The 17,453-nt window shown below is 71.4% G+C and carries 21 protein-coding genes, 1 tRNA gene and 1 pseudogene; 8 read left to right on the top strand and 15 right to left on the bottom strand.

Annotated features, from left to right (window positions below):
* Positions 1 to 4: 4 nt before the first annotated feature.
* Genes ACQ86L_RS01455 through ACQ86L_RS01430 form a run of 6 tightly spaced genes read left to right on the top strand, consistent with a single transcriptional unit; the run spans position 5 to position 4,504 of the window.
* Complete coding sequence (locus ACQ86L_RS01455; RefSeq protein WP_434317376.1) at positions 5 to 589, top strand: hypothetical protein; 585 nt, start codon at positions 5 to 7, stop codon at positions 587 to 589.
* The gene (locus tag ACQ86L_RS01450; RefSeq protein WP_434317375.1) at positions 586 to 1,215 is read left to right on the top strand and encodes a hypothetical protein; all 630 of its coding nucleotides are present in this window, start codon (positions 586 to 588) and stop codon (positions 1,213 to 1,215) included. Before ACQ86L_RS01455 ends, ACQ86L_RS01450 begins: the two co-directional genes overlap by 4 nt.
* On the top strand, positions 1,212 to 1,772 hold the full coding sequence (locus ACQ86L_RS01445; protein WP_434317374.1) for a hypothetical protein: 561 nt from the start codon (positions 1,212 to 1,214) through the stop codon (positions 1,770 to 1,772). The genes ACQ86L_RS01450 and ACQ86L_RS01445 overlap by 4 nt, the downstream gene beginning before the upstream one ends.
* 38 nt (positions 1,773 to 1,810) lie before the next feature.
* Entirely contained in the window at positions 1,811 to 3,271 is a 1,461-nt protein-coding gene (locus tag ACQ86L_RS01440; RefSeq protein ID WP_434317373.1) for a hypothetical protein, read from the top strand.
* A complete protein-coding gene (locus ACQ86L_RS01435; RefSeq protein WP_434317372.1) occupies positions 3,271 to 3,954 on the top strand; it encodes a hypothetical protein in 684 nt (227 codons plus the stop codon). Before ACQ86L_RS01440 ends, ACQ86L_RS01435 begins: the two co-directional genes overlap by 1 nt.
* Positions 3,935 to 4,504 (top strand): signal peptidase I, encoded by a 570-nt coding sequence (locus tag ACQ86L_RS01430; RefSeq protein WP_434317371.1) that lies wholly within the window; start codon positions 3,935 to 3,937, stop codon positions 4,502 to 4,504. Before ACQ86L_RS01435 ends, ACQ86L_RS01430 begins: the two co-directional genes overlap by 20 nt.
* Positions 4,505 to 4,516: 12 nt before the next feature.
* On the opposite strand, the gene ACQ86L_RS01425 is transcribed toward ACQ86L_RS01430, so the two are convergent.
* Genes ACQ86L_RS01425 through ACQ86L_RS01415 form a run of 3 tightly spaced genes read right to left on the bottom strand, consistent with a single transcriptional unit; the run spans position 4,517 to position 6,161 of the window.
* A complete protein-coding gene (locus ACQ86L_RS01425; RefSeq protein WP_434317370.1) occupies positions 4,517 to 5,401 on the bottom strand; it encodes a LamG domain-containing protein in 885 nt (294 codons plus the stop codon).
* Positions 5,398 to 5,799, bottom strand: a complete 402-nt coding sequence (locus ACQ86L_RS01420) for a hypothetical protein (protein ID WP_434318993.1) — start codon at positions 5,797 to 5,799, stop codon at positions 5,398 to 5,400. The genes ACQ86L_RS01425 and ACQ86L_RS01420 overlap by 4 nt, the downstream gene beginning before the upstream one ends.
* Positions 5,682 to 6,161: a S26 family signal peptidase gene (locus ACQ86L_RS01415; RefSeq protein ID WP_434318962.1), complete on the bottom strand. Its 480-nt coding sequence runs from the start codon at positions 6,159 to 6,161 to the stop codon at positions 5,682 to 5,684. The genes ACQ86L_RS01420 and ACQ86L_RS01415 overlap by 118 nt, the downstream gene beginning before the upstream one ends.
* Between ACQ86L_RS01415 and ACQ86L_RS01410 the strand changes: the two genes are divergently transcribed.
* Positions 6,058 to 6,357, top strand: a complete 300-nt coding sequence (locus tag ACQ86L_RS01410) for a hypothetical protein (RefSeq protein WP_434318992.1) — start codon at positions 6,058 to 6,060, stop codon at positions 6,355 to 6,357. The genes ACQ86L_RS01415 and ACQ86L_RS01410 overlap by 104 nt on opposite strands.
* Here the strand turns inward: ACQ86L_RS01410 and ACQ86L_RS01405 are convergent.
* From ACQ86L_RS01405 to rplU, 11 genes are all read right to left on the bottom strand, one after another.
* Positions 6,306 to 6,950 carry a hypothetical protein gene (locus ACQ86L_RS01405; protein WP_434317369.1) on the bottom strand — a complete coding sequence of 215 codons (645 nt, stop codon included), beginning with the start codon at positions 6,948 to 6,950 and terminating at the stop codon, positions 6,306 to 6,308. The two genes, ACQ86L_RS01410 and ACQ86L_RS01405, sit on opposite strands and share 52 nt — an antisense overlap.
* Positions 6,951 to 7,085: 135 nt before the next feature.
* Positions 7,086 to 7,158: transfer RNA gene (locus ACQ86L_RS01400), tRNA-Ala, on the bottom strand.
* Positions 7,159 to 7,271: 113 nt separating this feature from the next.
* The gene (rsfS, locus tag ACQ86L_RS01395; RefSeq protein ID WP_345839198.1) at positions 7,272 to 7,646 is read right to left on the bottom strand and encodes a ribosome silencing factor; all 375 of its coding nucleotides are present in this window, start codon (positions 7,644 to 7,646) and stop codon (positions 7,272 to 7,274) included.
* Between the two features lie 49 nt (positions 7,647 to 7,695).
* Positions 7,696 to 8,928, bottom strand: coding sequence for a hypothetical protein (locus tag ACQ86L_RS01390; protein ID WP_434317368.1), 1,233 nt, complete (start codon positions 8,926 to 8,928; stop codon positions 7,696 to 7,698).
* Positions 8,925 to 9,527 (bottom strand): nicotinate-nucleotide adenylyltransferase, encoded by a 603-nt coding sequence (nadD, locus tag ACQ86L_RS01385; protein ID WP_345839200.1) that lies wholly within the window; start codon positions 9,525 to 9,527, stop codon positions 8,925 to 8,927. Before nadD ends, ACQ86L_RS01390 begins: the two co-directional genes overlap by 4 nt.
* Before the next feature lie 20 nt (positions 9,528 to 9,547).
* Positions 9,548 to 9,790 carry a hypothetical protein gene (locus ACQ86L_RS01380; RefSeq protein ID WP_434317367.1) on the bottom strand — a complete coding sequence of 81 codons (243 nt, stop codon included), beginning with the start codon at positions 9,788 to 9,790 and terminating at the stop codon, positions 9,548 to 9,550.
* 71 nt (positions 9,791 to 9,861) lie between these two features.
* A complete protein-coding gene (locus ACQ86L_RS01375) occupies positions 9,862 to 11,130 on the bottom strand; it encodes a glutamate-5-semialdehyde dehydrogenase (RefSeq protein ID WP_434317366.1) in 1,269 nt (422 codons plus the stop codon).
* Between the two features lie 9 nt (positions 11,131 to 11,139).
* Positions 11,140 to 11,988: a glutamate 5-kinase gene (gene proB / locus ACQ86L_RS01370; protein WP_434317365.1), complete on the bottom strand. Its 849-nt coding sequence runs from the start codon at positions 11,986 to 11,988 to the stop codon at positions 11,140 to 11,142.
* Complete coding sequence (gene obgE, locus ACQ86L_RS01365; RefSeq protein WP_434317364.1) at positions 11,988 to 13,556, bottom strand: GTPase ObgE; 1,569 nt, start codon at positions 13,554 to 13,556, stop codon at positions 11,988 to 11,990. Before obgE ends, proB begins: the two co-directional genes overlap by 1 nt.
* 81 nt (positions 13,557 to 13,637) lie before the next feature.
* On the bottom strand, positions 13,638 to 13,895 hold the full coding sequence (gene rpmA, locus ACQ86L_RS01360; RefSeq protein ID WP_434317363.1) for a 50S ribosomal protein L27: 258 nt from the start codon (positions 13,893 to 13,895) through the stop codon (positions 13,638 to 13,640).
* 31 nt (positions 13,896 to 13,926) lie between these two features.
* On the bottom strand, positions 13,927 to 14,235 hold the full coding sequence (rplU, locus tag ACQ86L_RS01355; protein ID WP_434317362.1) for a 50S ribosomal protein L21: 309 nt from the start codon (positions 14,233 to 14,235) through the stop codon (positions 13,927 to 13,929).
* A gap of 260 nt (positions 14,236 to 14,495) precedes the next feature.
* Between rplU and ACQ86L_RS01350 the strand changes: the two are divergent.
* Positions 14,496 to 14,770, top strand: a pseudogene (locus ACQ86L_RS01350) (DUF4031 domain-containing protein).
* 30 nt (positions 14,771 to 14,800) lie between these two features.
* Here ACQ86L_RS01350 and ACQ86L_RS01345 read toward each other — a convergent pair.
* On the bottom strand, positions 14,801 to 17,299 hold the full coding sequence (locus tag ACQ86L_RS01345) for an Rne/Rng family ribonuclease (RefSeq protein ID WP_434317361.1): 2,499 nt from the start codon (positions 17,297 to 17,299) through the stop codon (positions 14,801 to 14,803).
* Positions 17,300 to 17,453: the final 154 nt, after the last annotated feature.

Here is a 17,453-nt window from a genome sequence, read left to right as displayed (position 1 = left end):
CCTGATGCCCTCATCCACCACGCCGGCGCGACGGTGGCGTCGTCCTGCACTGTCGCTGGCGGGAGTCTGCGTCGCCTCCGCGATCGCCGTCACCGCCGCCAGCACAGTGAACTGGGCCGACGTCACCGTCGCGCTGGACGGAACCGGCAACACCTTCGACCTGCAGACGGCGGGCAGCGACCTGCCCGGCTGGGCGCCGACCGCCGCCGAATGGCAGCAGGGCCGCCCCGACCCGGTCGTGGTCGCACTGCCGGCTACGGTGCTCGAACCCGGTTCCTCGGTCCAGGCCCGCGTGGCGGTCCGCAACAACAGCCCGCGACTCGCCGGAGCGATCAGCGTCCATCTCGTCGACCCGGCCTCCCCCAACCCCCTGTTCCCCGAACTGCGCTTCACCATCTCGGAAGGAGGCCACGTGTACGCGGCCGCAGTACCGGCGACCGGCGCGGCGGACATCCCGCTCACCGGGGCCACCGCGCCCGGCGCCGACCGCGTGCTGGACGTCGAGGTCACCCTGCCGGCCGACGCGCCGGCGTCGGTGAACGGGACGACGACTCCCATCCAGCTCATGTTCACGGGGGCGAGCCTGTGAGCGGGCGGCGGGTCCGCTCCACGGCCACCCGATCCCGGCGGGGTGCGCTGGCCGCGACCGGGCTCCTGGGCCTCAGCGTCGTCCTCGGGGCCTCCGCGATCGGCACGACCTCCGCCGCGTTCACCGATCAGTCGGCGCCGGGGCTCGGCACGAACGGCGCCGTCGGCGGCGGCTACAACATCGCATTCCTCGATCCGGGAGGGGCCGTCCAGGAGGGCAACCCCACCCCGTTCGCGCTCGACACCTCGGGAAGCGGCGCCATCACGCTCGCCTCGGCCGCGACCGTGGACATGCGGGTCGTCACGACCACCCCGGCCACCGGCCCCGTCCGCATCACGCTCTACAACGCGTACCCCGGCAGCAGGCCGAGCGACCCGGGCGGGACCGGCCCGGGCGCCGACCCGTACGACTACGCTCTCTACACGATCTCGGTCGATGGGACGGCCGTCGCGAGCGCGTCCACCGCCGCCGCGATCACCGCGTCCCCGCCCGTCGTCACCGGCTGGACCCAGTCCGTGCCCAAGACCATCGAGGTGCAGGTGTCCCTGCCGCACGCGATCGGGAACCCCTACGTCTTCAACCGGGCCCTCGTACTCGGCGTCCGGTTCGACGGGAGCACCTCGTGAGGCGCGCACTCATCGTCGCCGCCGCTGCGCTGCTCAGCCTGGGCGGCGCCCTGCCGGCCGTTGCCGCCGTCCCGGCCTCCTCGCAGCCGGTGACCGTGCAGATGCCGGCCCCAGGCCACCGGAGCGAGTGGTCGGCCACAGTGCAGAACCCCGAGTCCTCTCCGTCGGCGGTCTCCCTCGCGGTGCTGGACGTCGCAGGCGACGCCTCCCGGATCGACGACGCGCTCCAGGTCAGCGTCCAGGTCGACGGCGTCACCGTGATCCCGCAGACCCCGCTGCGCCGACTGCTCTCCGGCGAGGGCGTTCCCCTCGGAACGGTCGCCGGCGGAGGCGTCAAGACCGTCTCTGGCGACGTCGTCCTCGCCTCGACCGCGGGGAACGAGTACCAGGGGCTGAGCGCGGAGTTCACGCTCCGGCTCAGCTCGCTGGAGGCCACTCCGACCCCGCCACTCGCCGACACCGGGCTCACGGTCATCGGCGTCGGCGTCCCGCTCGCCCTCGTCGTCGCGGGCGTCCTGCTCCGACTCCGCCGTCGAAAGGCCGGTGAACAGGTATGAAACGCCCAACGCTCGATCGAGCGGCGCGCAGACGCCCGGTGCTGAGACGCACTGGCCCTCGCCTCGCCGGCGTCGTCGGCCTTCTCGCCGTGGCGTTCGCCGCTCTCCTCGTCGTGCCGTCCACGTCCGCCGCCTACCGGGACACCGCCCAGGCGGAGACCTCGGCGGTCCAGTCGCCGCTCACCACCCAGAGCACGCGGATGGTCCCGACCAACACGTACCTCGCCAACACCGCGACCGCGCTCCAGAACGACGGCACGCTCTGGGTGTGGGGCTTCCGCGGCAACGGCCTCTCCGGCAGCGGGACGCTGACCGTCCCCTCGACGGCGCCGCCGACACCCGTCGTCCTCCCGAACGACGGCTACACCGGCCGGGGTCACCGCTACATCGTGCGGGTCGCGGGCACGAGCCTCGACGACTACTACCCGACGGACATCAACTACACCGGGCTGGCCGCGCTGTCCGACGACGGCGTGGTCTACACCTGGGGCGGCAGCAACTCGAACAATGTGATGGGACGCCCGAGCTCGCCGATCCCCTACACGCAGCCCGGTCCGGTCTCCATCCCCGGCACGGTCGTGGACCTGCGCTCGTCCTCCGGCGTCTTCATGGCACTCACCAGCACGGGCGATCTCTACACCTGGGGATACCCGCAGGCTCGCGGGATCACCGGCCAGGGCACGGCGACCGCGTCCTCGCCGACGCCGTCCCTGATCATGTCCGGCGTGCACAGCATCGGCGCCGGGATGTGGAACGGCTGGGCGGTCCGCGGCAACTTCAACCCCAACGACTCGACCACAGGGGTGTTCTGGTGGGGCTGGGCGAACTCGGGCGCGTCGTTCGCCTCCGACCCGTCGGGAGACAACCTGGGCGTGAACCGGAACGCCCCGTTCCGCTCGACCATCCTGTCGGCGTTCGCGCAGTCCGGGTGCGACACCGTCGGCGTCGTCATGGGCTCCGCCGCCGACACCTGCACGATCACCTCCCTCACCGGCCACTACTACGGCAACCAGCTCGTCTTCGACGGCGGTCACCTCGTGACGTGGGGCGACGCGACCAACTACGGCACCGGTCGGCCGTACGTCTCGGGCGCCGTCAGCGCTCAGCCTTTGGCGCTGACGCTGCCGAACGACGACCCCGTCAAAGCGGTCGCCCCGAGCCAGGACTACGTCCAGGTGCTCGGCGAGTCCGGCCAGGTCTACATCTACGGCCGCTACTCGTTCGGGCGGGGGCCGGACCCGACCCTCGGAACGCCCTCCACGACGAACCTCGTCACTCCCGCGCAGCTCCTCCCGCTCGGCAGCACGGTCACCGCGGTCGGCGCCTTCGGCTACTCCGGCACGGCGCTGAACGCCGACGGCTCCTACGTCAACTGGGGCGGCGGGACCGCGGGCGGCAACAACAACACGTACTCGTCCATCATCAACAGCTGGGCGGCGAACACCACGCCGACGACCGCCGTTCAGGGGCTGACGACCATGATTCCGCCGGGGGCGTGATGAAGCACCGGAAGACACCGAAGAGACGGATCGCCCTGGCCACCGTCGCCGCCGGCACGCTGGTCGTGACCGCCGCGCTGGTCACGGCCGGACAGACCATGAGCGCGTTCACCGACTCCGCCCAGCTGACCGTCGGCCCGGACGGCATCGGCTCGGCGCCGTTCGACATCGTCTCCATCCTGCCGGGCGAGCAGGTCGCCCAGGCGCAGCCGGGTCAGGGTGTGACGGTGCCGATCGCCGGCGACGACAGCTTCGTCCCCGGCCGGACGGTCACGGTGAACCTGGGAGTGGCGAACAACAGCGCCGACCTCGCCGCGGCCGTGACGGTGGCCGTCAAGCCGTCGGACCCGGCCGGCTACGGCCAGGCGGGCAGCAGTCCCAACATCACCGGGTTCCTGCTCGTCACCGTGGTGGACACCACGACCGGCCAGCTCCTCGTCGGCGGAAGCGCGACCGACCCCACCCAGGGCGTCCCGGTCGCGAACGCGTCGGGCGTGATCGGCCGGCTCGCGTCGCGCGGGGCCCCCGCGCTCAGCGACGGGAGCACGTGGGCGCCCGGGAACGCCGGCAGCCGGCACGACCTCGCCATCAGCCTCTACTACGTGGACTCTCCGGCCACCGTCGCCTACAACTTCGGTCAGACCGCTTTGGAGGTGGAGTTCGATGGCGCGTCCACGTCGTGATCGTCCCCGTCGTTCGCTGTGGCAGTGGCTCGGCTCGGCACTGCTCACGTTCTCGGCCGTCCTGGGCGTGATCGCGATCGTCACCGTCGCCGTCTGCGCGGTGCTCGGCCTGCGCCCGGTCGTCGTGATCTCCGGCTCGATGGAGCCGACGCTGCCGGTCGGATCGCTGATCTTCTACCGCACGGTCCCCGCGACGGAGGTCGCGAAGGGCGACATCGTGACGGTCCCGCGGCAGGACGGCGCCACGGGCCTCATCACGCACCGGGTGAAGGAGGCCACCACGAAGGGCGGCGTGACCACGCTGCGCCTGAAGGGCGACGCCAACGCGACAGAGGACCCGCTGCCGTACGTGGTCTCATCGGTGGGCGGCTTCGTCGGCGTCATCCCGGTGGCCGGCACGATCGCGCTCGCCGCCCGGACTCCGCTGGGCATCGCGGCGGTGGCGACGTACGTGGCGGCGCTGGTCGCGGTGATCGTGTTCGGGCGGCGGGAGAAGCCGGCGTCCCGGCACAAGGGCGCCCGCCGGTCGCCGCCGGTCGCGGCGGAGTGAGCCGCCGCGACCTCACCGGCCTGCGTTGTAGTGCGCCGTGACCTGAGCCTGCGTGAACACCGTGGAGTACGCGGCCGCGAACCGCATCGACCCGTGGAAGAACGACGAGGGCGTGGGGGTCGCCCAGCCGGTCAGGGAGTCGTAGCCGAACCGCCAGTATCCGAAATACGGCCAGGAGGTCGTGACGGTCGGGTCGGAGGCCACCAGGATGCCGTTGAGGTAGAGCCGCATCCCCGTCGCCGGTGAGAACGTCGCGACGGCGTGGTACCAGGTGCTCATGCTGAGCGCCGCCGGGGACGCGATGGTGTGTTTGACGCTGCTGGAGTCGAGCGCGCCGAACACCAGGTTCCCCGTGCTGTTGATGAACAGCTGCCGGTCGGTCGTCAGCGGCGCGGAGGTGGTGTTGCTGTCGCCCCAGCCGATGAGCTTGCCGCCGGTCGCCAGCGTGTTGAACCAGACCTCCAGCGTGTACTGGGTCGGGGCGGTGCGCGACGTCGCGGTCGTGATGTAGCTCACGGTCGCGCGAGGCTGCCAGGCCGTACCCGGATCGCGCGGGCAGGCGTCCGACGCGGTGAGGGCGCCGGTCGTGGTCATCGGCCCGCGGTACGTGCCGGTGTTCGCGGTGCCGGAGATGTCGGTCGCGGTGGTGGACCCTGCCGCTTCGGTGAGCGGGAGCGCGACCAGCGGGCCGAGGGCGGGGTCGCTGATCGCCGCGCGGCAGGTGAAGTAGGCGGCGGTGCCGGCGGTGTTCGTGGTGTTCGTCACCTGCGCGAGGAAGCCGCCCGACGTGGACGGCACGAGCCCGAACGTGATGACGAGCGCGACGATCGCTGCCAGCCCCACGACCACCGGCCAGCGGAACGACAGGCGGCGGACGATGCGAGTGGTGAGCGTCATGCGGTCGCCTTCTCGCCGGGCAGCCCGACGATCAGGCACCAGAGGAGCGGTGCCGCGCAGACGATCCCGACGATGATCCAGCCGAGGAGGCTGAAGGTGGGCGTCGCGGCGAGGTGGTAGTAGCCGTCGTCGGCGAGGCGGGGCACGTGGACGGACCCGACCTGCCCGCTGACCAGCTCGACTCCGGTGCCGCCGATGGCCTGCATGTGGATGGGCAGCAGGCCGGTGGACACGAGGGTCGCGTTCGCACCGTGGTGGGTGGACCGGGTGGCGAGGACCATCACGCCGACGAATGGACGGACGATCGCGGCTGTGACCGCGAACACCAGGCTCGCACCGATGACGCGCAGCGGCGCCCGCCATCGTGCGGTGGCGAACCAGCCGGTGAGCGCCCACACGAGCAGGCCGCCGACGAAGAGGAACGGCAGGCAGCGGATGAGCCAGCCCCACCCGGGGAGGATCGCGGCCGCCCTGCCGACGAGGTCATGCCCGCTGAGCTGCCACGGGTCGGTGGCACCGTTGATGTCGCCGCGGGTGACGAGCGTCCCGGCGGGGTGACCTCCCTCACCCGGTGCGTGTAGGTCTCGTCCGGGGAGGTCGGCGGGTGGAAGGTGATGACGTCACCGACGTGGACGGCGGATACCGAGACGGGACTCGTGACGACGAGCGTGCCGACGGGGGCGGTCCGGCCCATCGACGGGGACTCGACGATGAACCAGCGCCACCCCGTGCTCCAGAACGCGGCGAGGATCGCGATCACGACGCCGGCCAGGCCGGCAGTGATGATCGCGGCGACGCGCGCAGGGGTGCGGGTGGGTGCGTTCATGATGGTGGCGGCGGTGCAGCGCGACGGGGGTGGCACGCTGCACCGCCTGGCCCTTCGGGTCGGGAGGGGGAACGGGACTCAGCTGGCGAAGGCCCAGGTGAGCGGCAGCGACGCCTGCAGGCCCTGGTAGGTGTTGTCCGCCGTCGACGCGAGCGTCACGGCGAACGTGAACGGCACCGTGCTGCCCGGCGCCACCGGCGCGGCCAGGGCGAACGGCGCGTGGCCGGCGAGGGCCGCCGCCGTCCCGGAATAGACCGTGGTCGCCCCGGAGGTGATGACCACGTTCAGCTTCGCGCAGAGGTCGGTCGCGGTGCCGTTCGCGGCGCCGTTGGCCGACTGGGTGCACGTCGCGCCCGGGGTCAGCGTGAACGTGTTCGCCGGCGCCGTGCCGGTGTTCGTGATCGTGATGTTGGTCGAGACTGCGGTGCCCGGCACCATGGCCAGGTTGCCGCCGAACTTGTTGATGGTCGAGCACGTCGCGGCGTTGGTGGACACCGAGCCGCCGTTCGTGCTCAGGCAGATGATGGTGCCGGTCGAGTCCTTCTCCTGCATGACGAGCGCGCCGGTGCCGGCCGTGTTCGTCGTGTTGGTGATGCTCGCCACGAATCCGGACAGGGTCCCGGTGAGGCTGAGCGCGAGCAGCACGGTTCCCACCGCTCCGGCGATGAGCGCCAGCGGCGTCAGTCTGCGACGCTTCCTGCTGCTCGATTCGGTGATGGTCATGGTCGTTCCTTTACGGGTGTCGGCGAGTGCGGGGTGGAGCTTCACCCAAGAGATCGCCTGACAGCGCGAGAATGACGCCTGACAACGAAAAAAATCGTCTTCCGCGTGATCACGCGGAAGACGACCTTCCAGAAGTGGATCTGAGGGGACTCGAACCCCTGACCCCCTGCATGCCATGCAGGTGCGCTACCAGCTGCGCCACAGACCCGTATTCAATTTCTTCGCGTTGGCCGGGCTCCCCCGGGCAGCTCATCAAGCGTACTACACGCGGGCGGCGCAACGTAAATCGGTCGTGCAGCCCGGGCGTGTGCGGGTGGGAGGCTACTCCGCGCTGTGGACGGGCAGTTCCAGCGGGAGGACCGGGCAGTCCTTCCACAGACGTTCGAGGGCGTAGTACATGCGGTCCTCCTCGTGGAAGACGTGCACCACCAGGTCGCCGAAGTCGAGGAGGATCCAGCGGCCCTCCGACTTGCCCTCGCGGCGCAGGGTGCGGACGCCCGCGTCATTGAGGCGGTCCTCCACCTCGGAGGCGATCGCGATCACGTTGCGCTCGACCGAGCCCGACACCAGGAGGAAGGCGTCCGTCAGCGGCAGCGGGCCGGAGACGTCGAGCGCCACCAGGTCGATGCCGCCCTTCGAGTCGGCGGCCGCGGCCGCGAGCTGGAGGATGTCCCGGGCGTGCGGGGATGCGGTCACAGAGAGTCCTTAGGGAGAGTGCGGGTCGAGAAGAGGCGTTCGCGGGTCATCAGAAGACGTGGAGAACGTACGCCGCGATCAGCAGGCCGATCACGCCGACGGCGAGGACACCCGCGGTCACCATGAGCACGACGGGGAGGGCGTTGCCGCGCTTCTTCGGCGGGGCGATCACGCCGCGCGTCGACGTGTGCGTGCTGATCGCGCGCGACGCGCGCACCGGCGCGACCTCGGAGGTGTTGAACTCGTTCTCCTCGCTGTCCAGCAGCCGGTCGATGTCCGAGGAGTCGATGCGGTCGTGGGCGCCGGTCGCCCCCAGCGTGCGCGGGAGGTCGATCGAGCCGGTGACGAGGATCTCGCCCGTGCTGGTGAGCGGGCCTGTCGCGTCCGCCTGGGGCAGCGACGGGAGGATGAGCGCGTTGGTCGTGGTGGCCGCCGTGGAGTGGCCGACGTTGCGGGAGGTGATCGGCTCGGAGCCGTCCTCCAGCTCGGCCGCCGTCGACCAGTGGCCGGTCGGCGGAGTGAACGGACGGCGCTCCTGGGCGGAGACGTCCTCCTCCGTCTCTGCGGGCACGGCAGCGGCCGGCGCGGGAGCGGCGGCGGCCTGCGACCCGAAGCCGGTGAAGACGGACGCCGGCGAGGGCGTCACCGCGGTGTCGGCCTGCGGCGCCGCGGACACGGGAGCCGCCTCGTCGGTGAAGGTCACGGGGATGATCGGCTCGGCGATGGCCGGCGAGTGGCTCGCCTGGTTCGCCGCCTGCGCCTGCAGCATCGCCCGCAGCTCGCGGCGGGTGAGCGTGCGCTCGCCGGTCGGGTCGGACTCGTCGTCCGACGCCGTGGACGGAGCCGTGGTGATCTGCTGCGAGGTCGCGCGGACCGGAGCGGAGGCGGACGACGGCAGCACGGACATCGGCTGCGTGACCGGCTCGGGCTTGGACGTGTCCGGCGCCTGCCGGAACAGGTCGAACGACGAGGCGTCGGCGCCGGGGTCGGCGGCCGTCCGCTGCGGAGCACTGAAGAGGAGGTTGTCGAAGCTTCCGCCCGACGAGACGCCGGGCTCGGCGAACGCGGAGGCGGGGATGGCGGGAGCCTGCTCCTCATCGGAGGGCTGGGCCTCGGCGCCGGGCGTCGCCGACGTCTCGGGGATCTCCCCTGCCGGGGTCGCCTCGGAGGTGCCCGCGCGGCGCGCCGCTTGACGAGCCGCCGTACGCTCGCTCTCTCTGGCCTGTCGCCGTGTCTGCGGCGGCTGGCTCGCTTCCGCTGGCTGTTCAGGCCATGACGTCATTCCACGCTCCGATACAAGTGATGTTTGGAGATGTACTGGACCACCCCGTCGGGGACGAGGTACCAGACGGGGAATCCCCTGCTCACCCGGCTCCGGCAGTCGGTGGACGAGATCGCCAGGGCCGGAACTTCCAACAAGCTTACGTCCTGTTTCGGCAATCCAGAAATATTGAGGTCGTGTCCCGGGCGACTCACAGCAACGAAGTGCGCGAGCTTCCAGAGCTCGTCGATATCGCGCCAGCTCAGGATCTGCGCGATCGCGTCGGCGCCGGTGATGAAGAAGAGCTCCGCATCCGGTCGCTCCGCGCGCAGATCGCGGAGGGTGTCGATCGTGTAGGTGGGTCCGACGCGGTCGACGTCGACCCGGCTGACCGTGAACCGGGGGTTCGAGGCCGTGGCGATCACCGTCATCAGATAGCGGTGCTCGGCGGTCGTGACCTCACCCTTCTGCCAGGGCTGGCCGGTGGGCACGAAGACCACCTCGTCGAGGTCGAACGACTGCGCGACCTCGCTCGCGGCGACCAGGTGGCCGTGATGGATCGGATCGAACGTGCCGCCCATCACGCCGATGCGTGGACGGCTCTTCTCGGTCAGCTCCATGTGTGGGGGTCGGTGAGGCCTCAGTGCCCCTGCGTCGGGTGACCGGTGCCGTGGTGGGTGGCGCCCGGGGCGGCGGCGTGCGACGCGGCGTCGGGCGCAGAGCGGTGGGCGTGGCGGTTGGACACGTCGCGGAAGCTGAACATGACACCGAGCAGGCACAGGAAGGTGACGATCGCGATCGTGCCGTAGGCCCAGGCGGGCATGGGCAGCTCGACGTGGGTCTCCGCTGCGGCCGCGGCGATGATGGTCGTCAACTGGGACATCGGTGGTGTTCCTTTCGGGCGCTGTGGTGAAGGCGCGGTGGCGCGAGGCCGTTCCTCAGTCTAGCGGTCGTTCAGCCGCGGATCTGGCCGGACCCGCGCACGATCCACTTGGTGCTCGTCAGCTCCGGCAGCCCCATCGGGCCGCGCGCGTGCAGCTTCTGCGTGGAGATGCCGACCTCCGCGCCGAAGCCGAACTCGCCGCCGTCGGTGAACCGGGTGGAGGCATTGACCATGACGACCGCCGAGTCGACCTCCGCGAGGAAGCGGTCGGCGTTGGCGAGGTCGTTGGTGACGATCGCCTCGGTGTGCTGGGTGGAGTAGCGGCGGATGTGCGCGATCGCGGCGTCGAGGTCGTCCACGACCCGCACCGAGATGTCCAGGCTCATGTGCTCCGTCGCGTAGTCCTCGTCCGTGACCGGGACGCCGCCCGGGGCGTACGGCAGCGCGGTCTCGTCGGCGTGGATGGTGACGCCGGCCTCCGCGAGCGCGCCGAGCACGGGACGCAGCAGGCGCTCCGCGGCGTTCCGGTGCACCAGCAGGGTCTCCACGGCGTTGCACACGCTGGGACGCTGGACCTTGGCGTTGCGGACGATGTCCACCGCCCAGTCCTCACGCGCGCTCTCGTCCAGCACGATGTGGACGACGCCGGCGCCGGTCTCGATCACGGGGACGCTGGACTGCGTGACGACGGCCTGGATGAGGTCGGCGCTCCCCCGCGGGATCAGCACGTCGACCAGGCCGCGGGCACGCATCAGCTCGGCGGCGCCGTCGCGGCCGAACTCGTCGATGGTCTGCGCGGCGTCGGCCGGGAGGCCGGCGCTCTGGAGGGCGTCGCGGACGACCTCCACGAGCACGGCATTGGTGTTGAGGGCCGCGGTGCCGCCGCGCAGGACGACGGCGTTGCCGCTCTTGATCGCGAGCGACGCGATGTCGATGGTGACGTTCGGCCGGGCCTCGTAGATCGCGCCGACCACGCCGAACGGGACGCGGGTCTGGGCGATCTTCACGCCGTTGGGGAGGTCGCTGCCGCGCACCACCTGCCCGACCGGGTCGGTGAGCCCGACGACCTCCAGCACCGCGTCGGCGAGGCTCTGCAGCCGGGCCGGGGTCAGAGTGAGCCGGTCGAGCAGGCCGGCGGACAGCCCGTTCTCACGCCCGTTGGCGAGGTCGAGCTCGTTGGCGGCGAGGATGCCTTCCTCGGCCGAGACGACGCCTTCGGCGATCGCACGCAGCGCCGCGTTCTTCTGCTCGGTGGTCGCCGTCGCCAGCGGCAGCGACGCGGCCTTGGCCGCAGCCAGGCGATCGGCGAGCGAGGTGGGGGCGGCGACGGTCGAGGACATGGCTCAAGTCTAGGCCGTGGCGGCCTCAGCGGCCTCGGCGTCGTGCGCCGGGGCGGGGGTCGCCACGGCGTCCGAGCTGGGCGCCGGAGCGAACCAGGTGCCGACGGTCTCGCCGCGCAGCGCCTCGGCCACGAGGGTCGTCGCGGTGAGGATGACGGCCGTCCCGCGCTCGGCGGCCTGACGCGCGGCCGACACCTTGGTCAGCGCTCCCCCGGTGCCGACCCCGGACAGCCCGGTGGAGCCGATCTCGACGCCCGCGAGCTCGTCCTGCCAGCCGACGTGCCCGATGCGCTCCGCGCCGGGCTCCTGCGGAGGCTTGGTGTAGAGCGCGTCCACGTCGGAGAGCAGGACGAGGAGGTCCGCCTCCACCAGCAGCGCCACCAGCGCGGCGAGCCGGTCGTTGTCGCCGAACCGGATCTCGTGGGTGGCCACGGTGTCGTTCTCGTTGACGATGGGCAGGATGCGCAGGTCGAGGAGCCGCTCCATCGCGCGCTTGGCGTTGCTGCGGTGGGTCGGGTTCTCCATGTCGCCCGCGGTCAGCAGCACCTGGCCCGCGACGATCTCGTAGCGGTCCAGGCTGTCCTGGTACCGGTAGATCAGCACGTTCTGGCCGACGGCGGCGGCCGCCTGCTGGGTGGCCAGGTCGGTGGGGCGGCCGTCCAGCGAGAGGTACGGGATGCCGGTGGCGATCGCTCCGGAGGACACCAGGATGACCTGCGAGCCGCGGCCGTGGGCCTCGGCGAGGGCGTCGACCAGCGGGCCGATCTGCCCTGCGTTGTCGCCGCTGATCGACGACGAGCCGACCTTGACGACGATCCGTCGTGCGGTCGGGACCTGGGCGCGCTGGTCGATCGTCATTACCTGGTCGTCCCGCCTTCCGCCTCACCCCGGGATCCGGAGTCCTGGCCGTCGTAGTCGTCGTAGTCGTCGTCCTGCCAGAGGCCGGCCTCCTTCTCGCGGAGGAGCTCGGCACGGGCCTCGGCCTTGCCGTCCATCCGGTCGAAGTAGTCCTCGCGGCGCTGGTTGCGGGTGGGGCGCGCGCTCGCGTCGATGCGCGCGTCCGTGCCGCGCGGCGAGGCGATCAGCTCGGCCGTGGAGGTCAGCGTCGGCTCCCAGTCGAAGACCACGCCGTTGTTCCGGCCGATCACGACCGTGGAGCCGGCGACGGCGCCCGCGGTGAAGAGGCGGTCCTCGACACCCAGCTTGGCGAGGCGGTCGGCCAGGTAGCCCACGGCCTCGTCGTTGGCGAAGTCGGTCTGGGCGACCCAGCGCTCCGGCTTCGCGCCGAGGATGCGGTAGACGGGGCCGTCCGAGCCGCCCTCGACCTTGACGGTGAAGCCGGAGTCGTCCACGGCCTTCGGACGGATGACGATGCGGGGCCGGATCTCCGCCTCCGCCGCCTCGGCGGCGCGGGCCTCCTCGACCAGCTCGCCCAGCGCGAACGACAGCGCGCGCAGGCCCTCGTGGCTGACCGTCGAGATCTCGAACACGCGGTAGCCGCGGGCCTCCAGGTCGGGGCGGACGAAGTCGGCCAGCTCGCGACCCTCGGGCACGTCGATCTTGTTGAGCGCGATGAGCTGCGGGCGCTCCAGCAGCGGCACCTGACCCTCGGGAACCGGATAGGCGGCGAGCTCGCCGAGGATGACCTCCAGGTCGCTCAGCGGGTCGCGGCCGGGCTCCAGCGTGGCGCAGTCGAGCACGTGCAGGAGGGCGGAGCAGCGCTCGACGTGGCGCAGGAACTCCAGCCCGAGGCCGCGGCCCTCGCTCGCACCCTCGATGAGGCCGGGGACGTCAGCGACCGTGTAGCGCACGTCGCCGGCCTGCACGACGCCGAGGTTCGGGTGCAGCGTGGTGAACGGGTAGTCCGCGATCTTCGGCTTGGCCGCCGACAGCGCGGCGATCAGGCTCGACTTGCCCGCGGACGGGTAGCCGACGAGCGCGACGTCGGCGACGGTCTTCAGCTCCAGGAGGACGTCGCCCTCCCAGCCGGGCGTGCCGAGCAGCGCGAACCCGGGCGCCTTGCGCTTCGTGGTGGCGAGCGCGGCGTTGCCGAGGCCGCCGAGACCGCCGGCGGCCGCGACGAAGCGCATGCCGGGCTCGGTCAGGTCGGCGAGCTCCTCGCCGTCGGGTGACTTGACCACGGTGCCGACCGGCACGGGCAGCTCCAGCTCGCCGCCGGTGTGGCCGCTGCGGTGGTCGCCCATCCCGAAGCCGCCGTTGTCGCTGGAGCGGTGGGGTGCGCGGTGGTAGCCGAGCAGCGTGGTGACCTGCGGGTCGGCCACGAGCACGATGTCGCCGCCGTTGCCGCCGTTGCCGCCGTCGGGGCCGGCGAGCGGCTTGAACTTCTCGCGGCGGACCGAGACGCACCCGTTTCCGCCGTTGCCCGCGCGCAGATGCAATGTCACGCGGTCCACGAACGTGGCCATGGGTGCTCCTCTAGATCGGTGAAACGACGGATGGGCGGGCCGAAGCCCGCCCATCCGTGAAGTGCTGTCGTGGGGTGAGGCTCAGGCCTCGACGGCCACGATGTTGACGACCTTGCGGCCGCCCTTGGTGCCGAACTCGACCGCGCCGGCCGACAGGGCGAACAGCGTGTCGTCGCCACCGCGGCCGACGTTGGCGCCCGGGTGGAAGTGCGTGCCGCGCTGGCGGACCAGGATCTCGCCGGCGTTGACGGTCTGACCGCCGAAGCGCTTCACGCCGAGGCGCTGCGCGTTGGAGTCACGACCGTTGCGAGTGGAGCTCGCGCCCTTTTTGTGTGCCATGTCTTCTTCTCCTCGAGAGGTTCTCTGTCGGCTACTTGATGCCGGTGATCTTGACGCGCGTGAGCTCCTGACGGTGGCCCTGGCGCTTCTTGTAGCCGGTCTTGTTCTTGAACTTCTGGATGTGGATCTTCGGGCCGCGCAGGTCACCCAGGACCTCGGCGGTCACCGTCACCTTGGCGAGGGACTTCGCGTCGGAGGTGATCTTGTCACCGTCGACGAGCAGGACGGCGGCCAGCTCGACGTTGCCGTCCTTGTCGGCCTTGATGCGGTCCATCGTCACGATGGTGCCGACCTCGACCTTCTCCTGCCGGCCACCGGCGCGCACAACTGCGTAAACCACTTTCACGTACCTTTTCGTCGGGGATCAGCTCCCCCGGCGAAGCCGTGGACCTGTCCTGCTCTTGTTTGTTCAGGGAGTTACTGGCGAGCTTCTCGCCCACCGATGGCGGCGGGTGGCTCTCAGAAAACCGTGGAGGTGCACCAGGCTACCGGCACACACCAACGGTCAACTTTACCCGACGCCGCACGACCCGTCAATTCAGCGAGGGGGCGTCGAGACCGACCGGAACCCGGTACGGGACCGGTTCCTACAATCATTGTATGACGGTCCTGATCGATCCCCGGCATGGCCCGCCCACGGCATGTTGTGGTCGCACCTGGTCAGCGACTCCTCGCTGGACGAGCTGCACGCGTTCGCCGCGGCGGCGGACGTCCCGGCGCGCGCGTTCGACCTCGACCACTACGACGTGCCGGACCGCCGCTACGACGAGCTCGTGGCGGCGGGAGCGGTCGCGGTCGGCGGCAAGGAGCTGGTCGCCCGGCTCATCGCCAGCGGCCTGCGTGTGCGGGCGCGCGACCGCGTGCGCCGTCACTGACAGGGTCGGCGACGGCGCACGGGAGGCGGATCAGTCCTCGCGCCGCTCTCCGGCGATCTGGCCGCCGCTGATGACGGCCGTGCTCGCCCGGCGGCTGCCGCGGCTGCGACCCTGGCCCGGCGCCTTCGGCTGCGGGAGGGAGTCCAGCACGGAGTCGAGCAGCAGCTCGGTCTCCACCGCGGTCGCGACCGGGGCGTGCGCCACCGGGGCGGTCGGCTCGGGGAGTTCGATCACCGGGAAGTCCAGGTGCGGGTGCTCGTCGGCGACCGGAGCGGACTCCGGTGCCGCGGCGGGCTCGGCAGGGGCCTCCGGGGTCTCAGCCGGACGCTGCTCGTCGCGGGGGCCCTTGGCCTTGCGCCGGCGTTTCTTGGGCGAGGCGTCGGCGGCGGGCGCCTCGGGAGCGGGCGCGGCCTCGGCCGGTGCGGCCTCCCCCTCGTGGTGCGGGTGGATGGTCGACGCCGCGATCTGCGCGAGCGCGTTCTTGGCGTCGTCGGTGATCGCGTGGGTGCCGGTGGTGTGCGGCACGCTCGTCTGCTGCTGACCGCCGCCGTTCCCGTTCCCGCTGCCGCCACGGCCGCGGCGGCGCTCGCCCTGCGGCTGCTGCTGCTGCGGCTGGCGGTGCTTCACCACAGGGTCGTGGTGCACGATCACGCCGCGGCCGGCGCAGACCTCGCAGGCCTCGCTGAAGGTCTCCAGCAGGCCGAGGCCGAGCTTCTTGCGGGTCATCTGGACGAGGCCGAGCGAGGTGACCTCCGCCACCTGGTGCTTGGTCCTGTCGCGGCTCAGGCACTCGATCAGGCGGCGCAGCACCAGGTCGCGGTTCGACTCCAGCACCATGTCGATGAAGTCGACCACGATGATGCCGCCGATGTCGCGCAGCCGGAGCTGGCGGACGATCTCCTCCGCCGCCTCCAGGTTGTTCTTGGTGACCGTCTCCTCCAGGTTGCCGCCGGAGCCGACGAACTTGCCGGTGTTGACGTCGACCACGGTCATGGCCTCGGTGCGGTCGATGACCAGCGAGCCGCCGGAGGGCAGCCAGACCTTGCGCTCGAGCGCCTTCTCGATCTGCTCGGTGACGCGGTACTCGTCGAACGCGTCGCGGTCGCCGGTGTAGGCCTCCACGCGGTCGATCAGGTCGGGCGCGACCTGGCGCAGGTAGCTCTCGATCGTCTGGCGCGCGTCGTCGCCGGCGATGACGAGCTTCTGGAAGTCCTCGTTGAAGACGTCGCGGATGATCTTGATCAGGAGGTCCGGCTCGCTGTGCAGGAGCGCGGGCGCCTGCTGCGTCTCGACCTGACGGCTGATGTCCGCCCACTGCGCGGTGAGGCGGGTGACATCGAGGGTGAGCTGCTCCTCGGTGGCGCCCTCGGCGGCCGTGCGCACGATGACGCCGGCGCTCTCGGGGAGCACCTCCTTGAGGATCTTCTTGAGCCGCGAGCGCTCGGTGTCGGGCAGCTTGCGGCTGATCCCGTTCATCGAGCCGTTCGGCACGTACACGAGGTAGCGGCCGGGCAGCGAGATCTGGCTGGTCAGGCGCGCACCCTTGTGGCCGACCGGGTCCTTGGTGACCTGGACGAGCACGCGGTCGCCCGCCTTGAGGGCGAGCTCGATGCGGCGCGGCTGGTTGCCGGTCTCGACGGCGTCCCAGTCGACCTCGCCGGAGTACAGCACGGCGTTGCGGCCGCGGCCGATGTCGACGAAGGCCGCTTCCATGCTCGGCAGCACGTTCTGCACGCGGCCGAGGTAGACGTTGCCGATGAGGGAGGCCTCCTGCGACCGGGCGACGTAGTGCTCGACCAGGACCTTGTCCTCCAGCACGCCGATCTGAATGCGGCCGCCCTTCGAGCGGACGACCATCTGCCGGTCGACGGACTCGCGGCGCGCCAGGAACTCCGCCTCGGTGATGACCGGGCGGCGGCGGCCGGCGTCGCGGCCGTCGCGGCGGCGCTGCTTCTTGGCCTCCAGGCGGGTCGAGCCCTTGACCTTCTGCGGCTCGGTGATCAGCTCCGGCTCACGCGGCGTACGGACCTTGACGACGGTGTTCGCCGGGTCGTTCGCCTCGGTGCGGCCGTTCTCGCCCGCGCGACGGCGCGAGCGGCGGCGCATGGTGCCGGTCGGCTCCTCGTCCGGGAGCGGGGGCAGCGGCAGGATGTCAGGCGCCTGGAACAGGAGCGTGGTCGGCGGCAGGCCGGGGATGACGGCGCCGGCCGCCTCCGGCTCCTCGCCGTGGCGCTCCGGCAGGGCCGGGGGCTCGTGACCGTCGGCGGCGATCGTCGCGACGTCGACGACGGACTCCGCGGCGGGGACGGCCGCGGCCGTCTCCTCGGTGACCGCCACCGTCACGTCGGTCGCCGCCTGCTCGGCGACGACCTCCTGCTCGGCGATCTCGCGCTCACCGGCGAACACCGGCGTCTCAGCGGTCCCGGCAGGACGGGTCACCCGTCTGCTGCCGAAGATGCCCCGGCGCCTGCGGCCTCCCGCTCCCTCATCGTTGCTGCTCGTGCTGTCGATATTCTCGTTTTCCACCATCGCTGGTGCACTCCTCGACCGGTGGCGGCAACCCGCTCACCGGGTACTCTCCGTCGGAGGCGCCGCACGCGGCGCCTGCCGTAATCCTGGCTCGGACTGCCGGTGCTCGTGGCACCCGCGTCCGGCTCTCCTTGTCTTGTGCCGGCCTGCGTGG

Origin of the sequence: Leifsonia sp. P73, assembly GCF_051059105.1 — a bacterium.
Classification (GTDB): domain Bacteria; phylum Actinomycetota; class Actinomycetes; order Actinomycetales; family Microbacteriaceae; genus Leifsonia.
The sequence above is the reverse complement of the archived record's forward strand: the minus strand, read 5'-3'. Positions and strand labels throughout refer to the sequence as shown.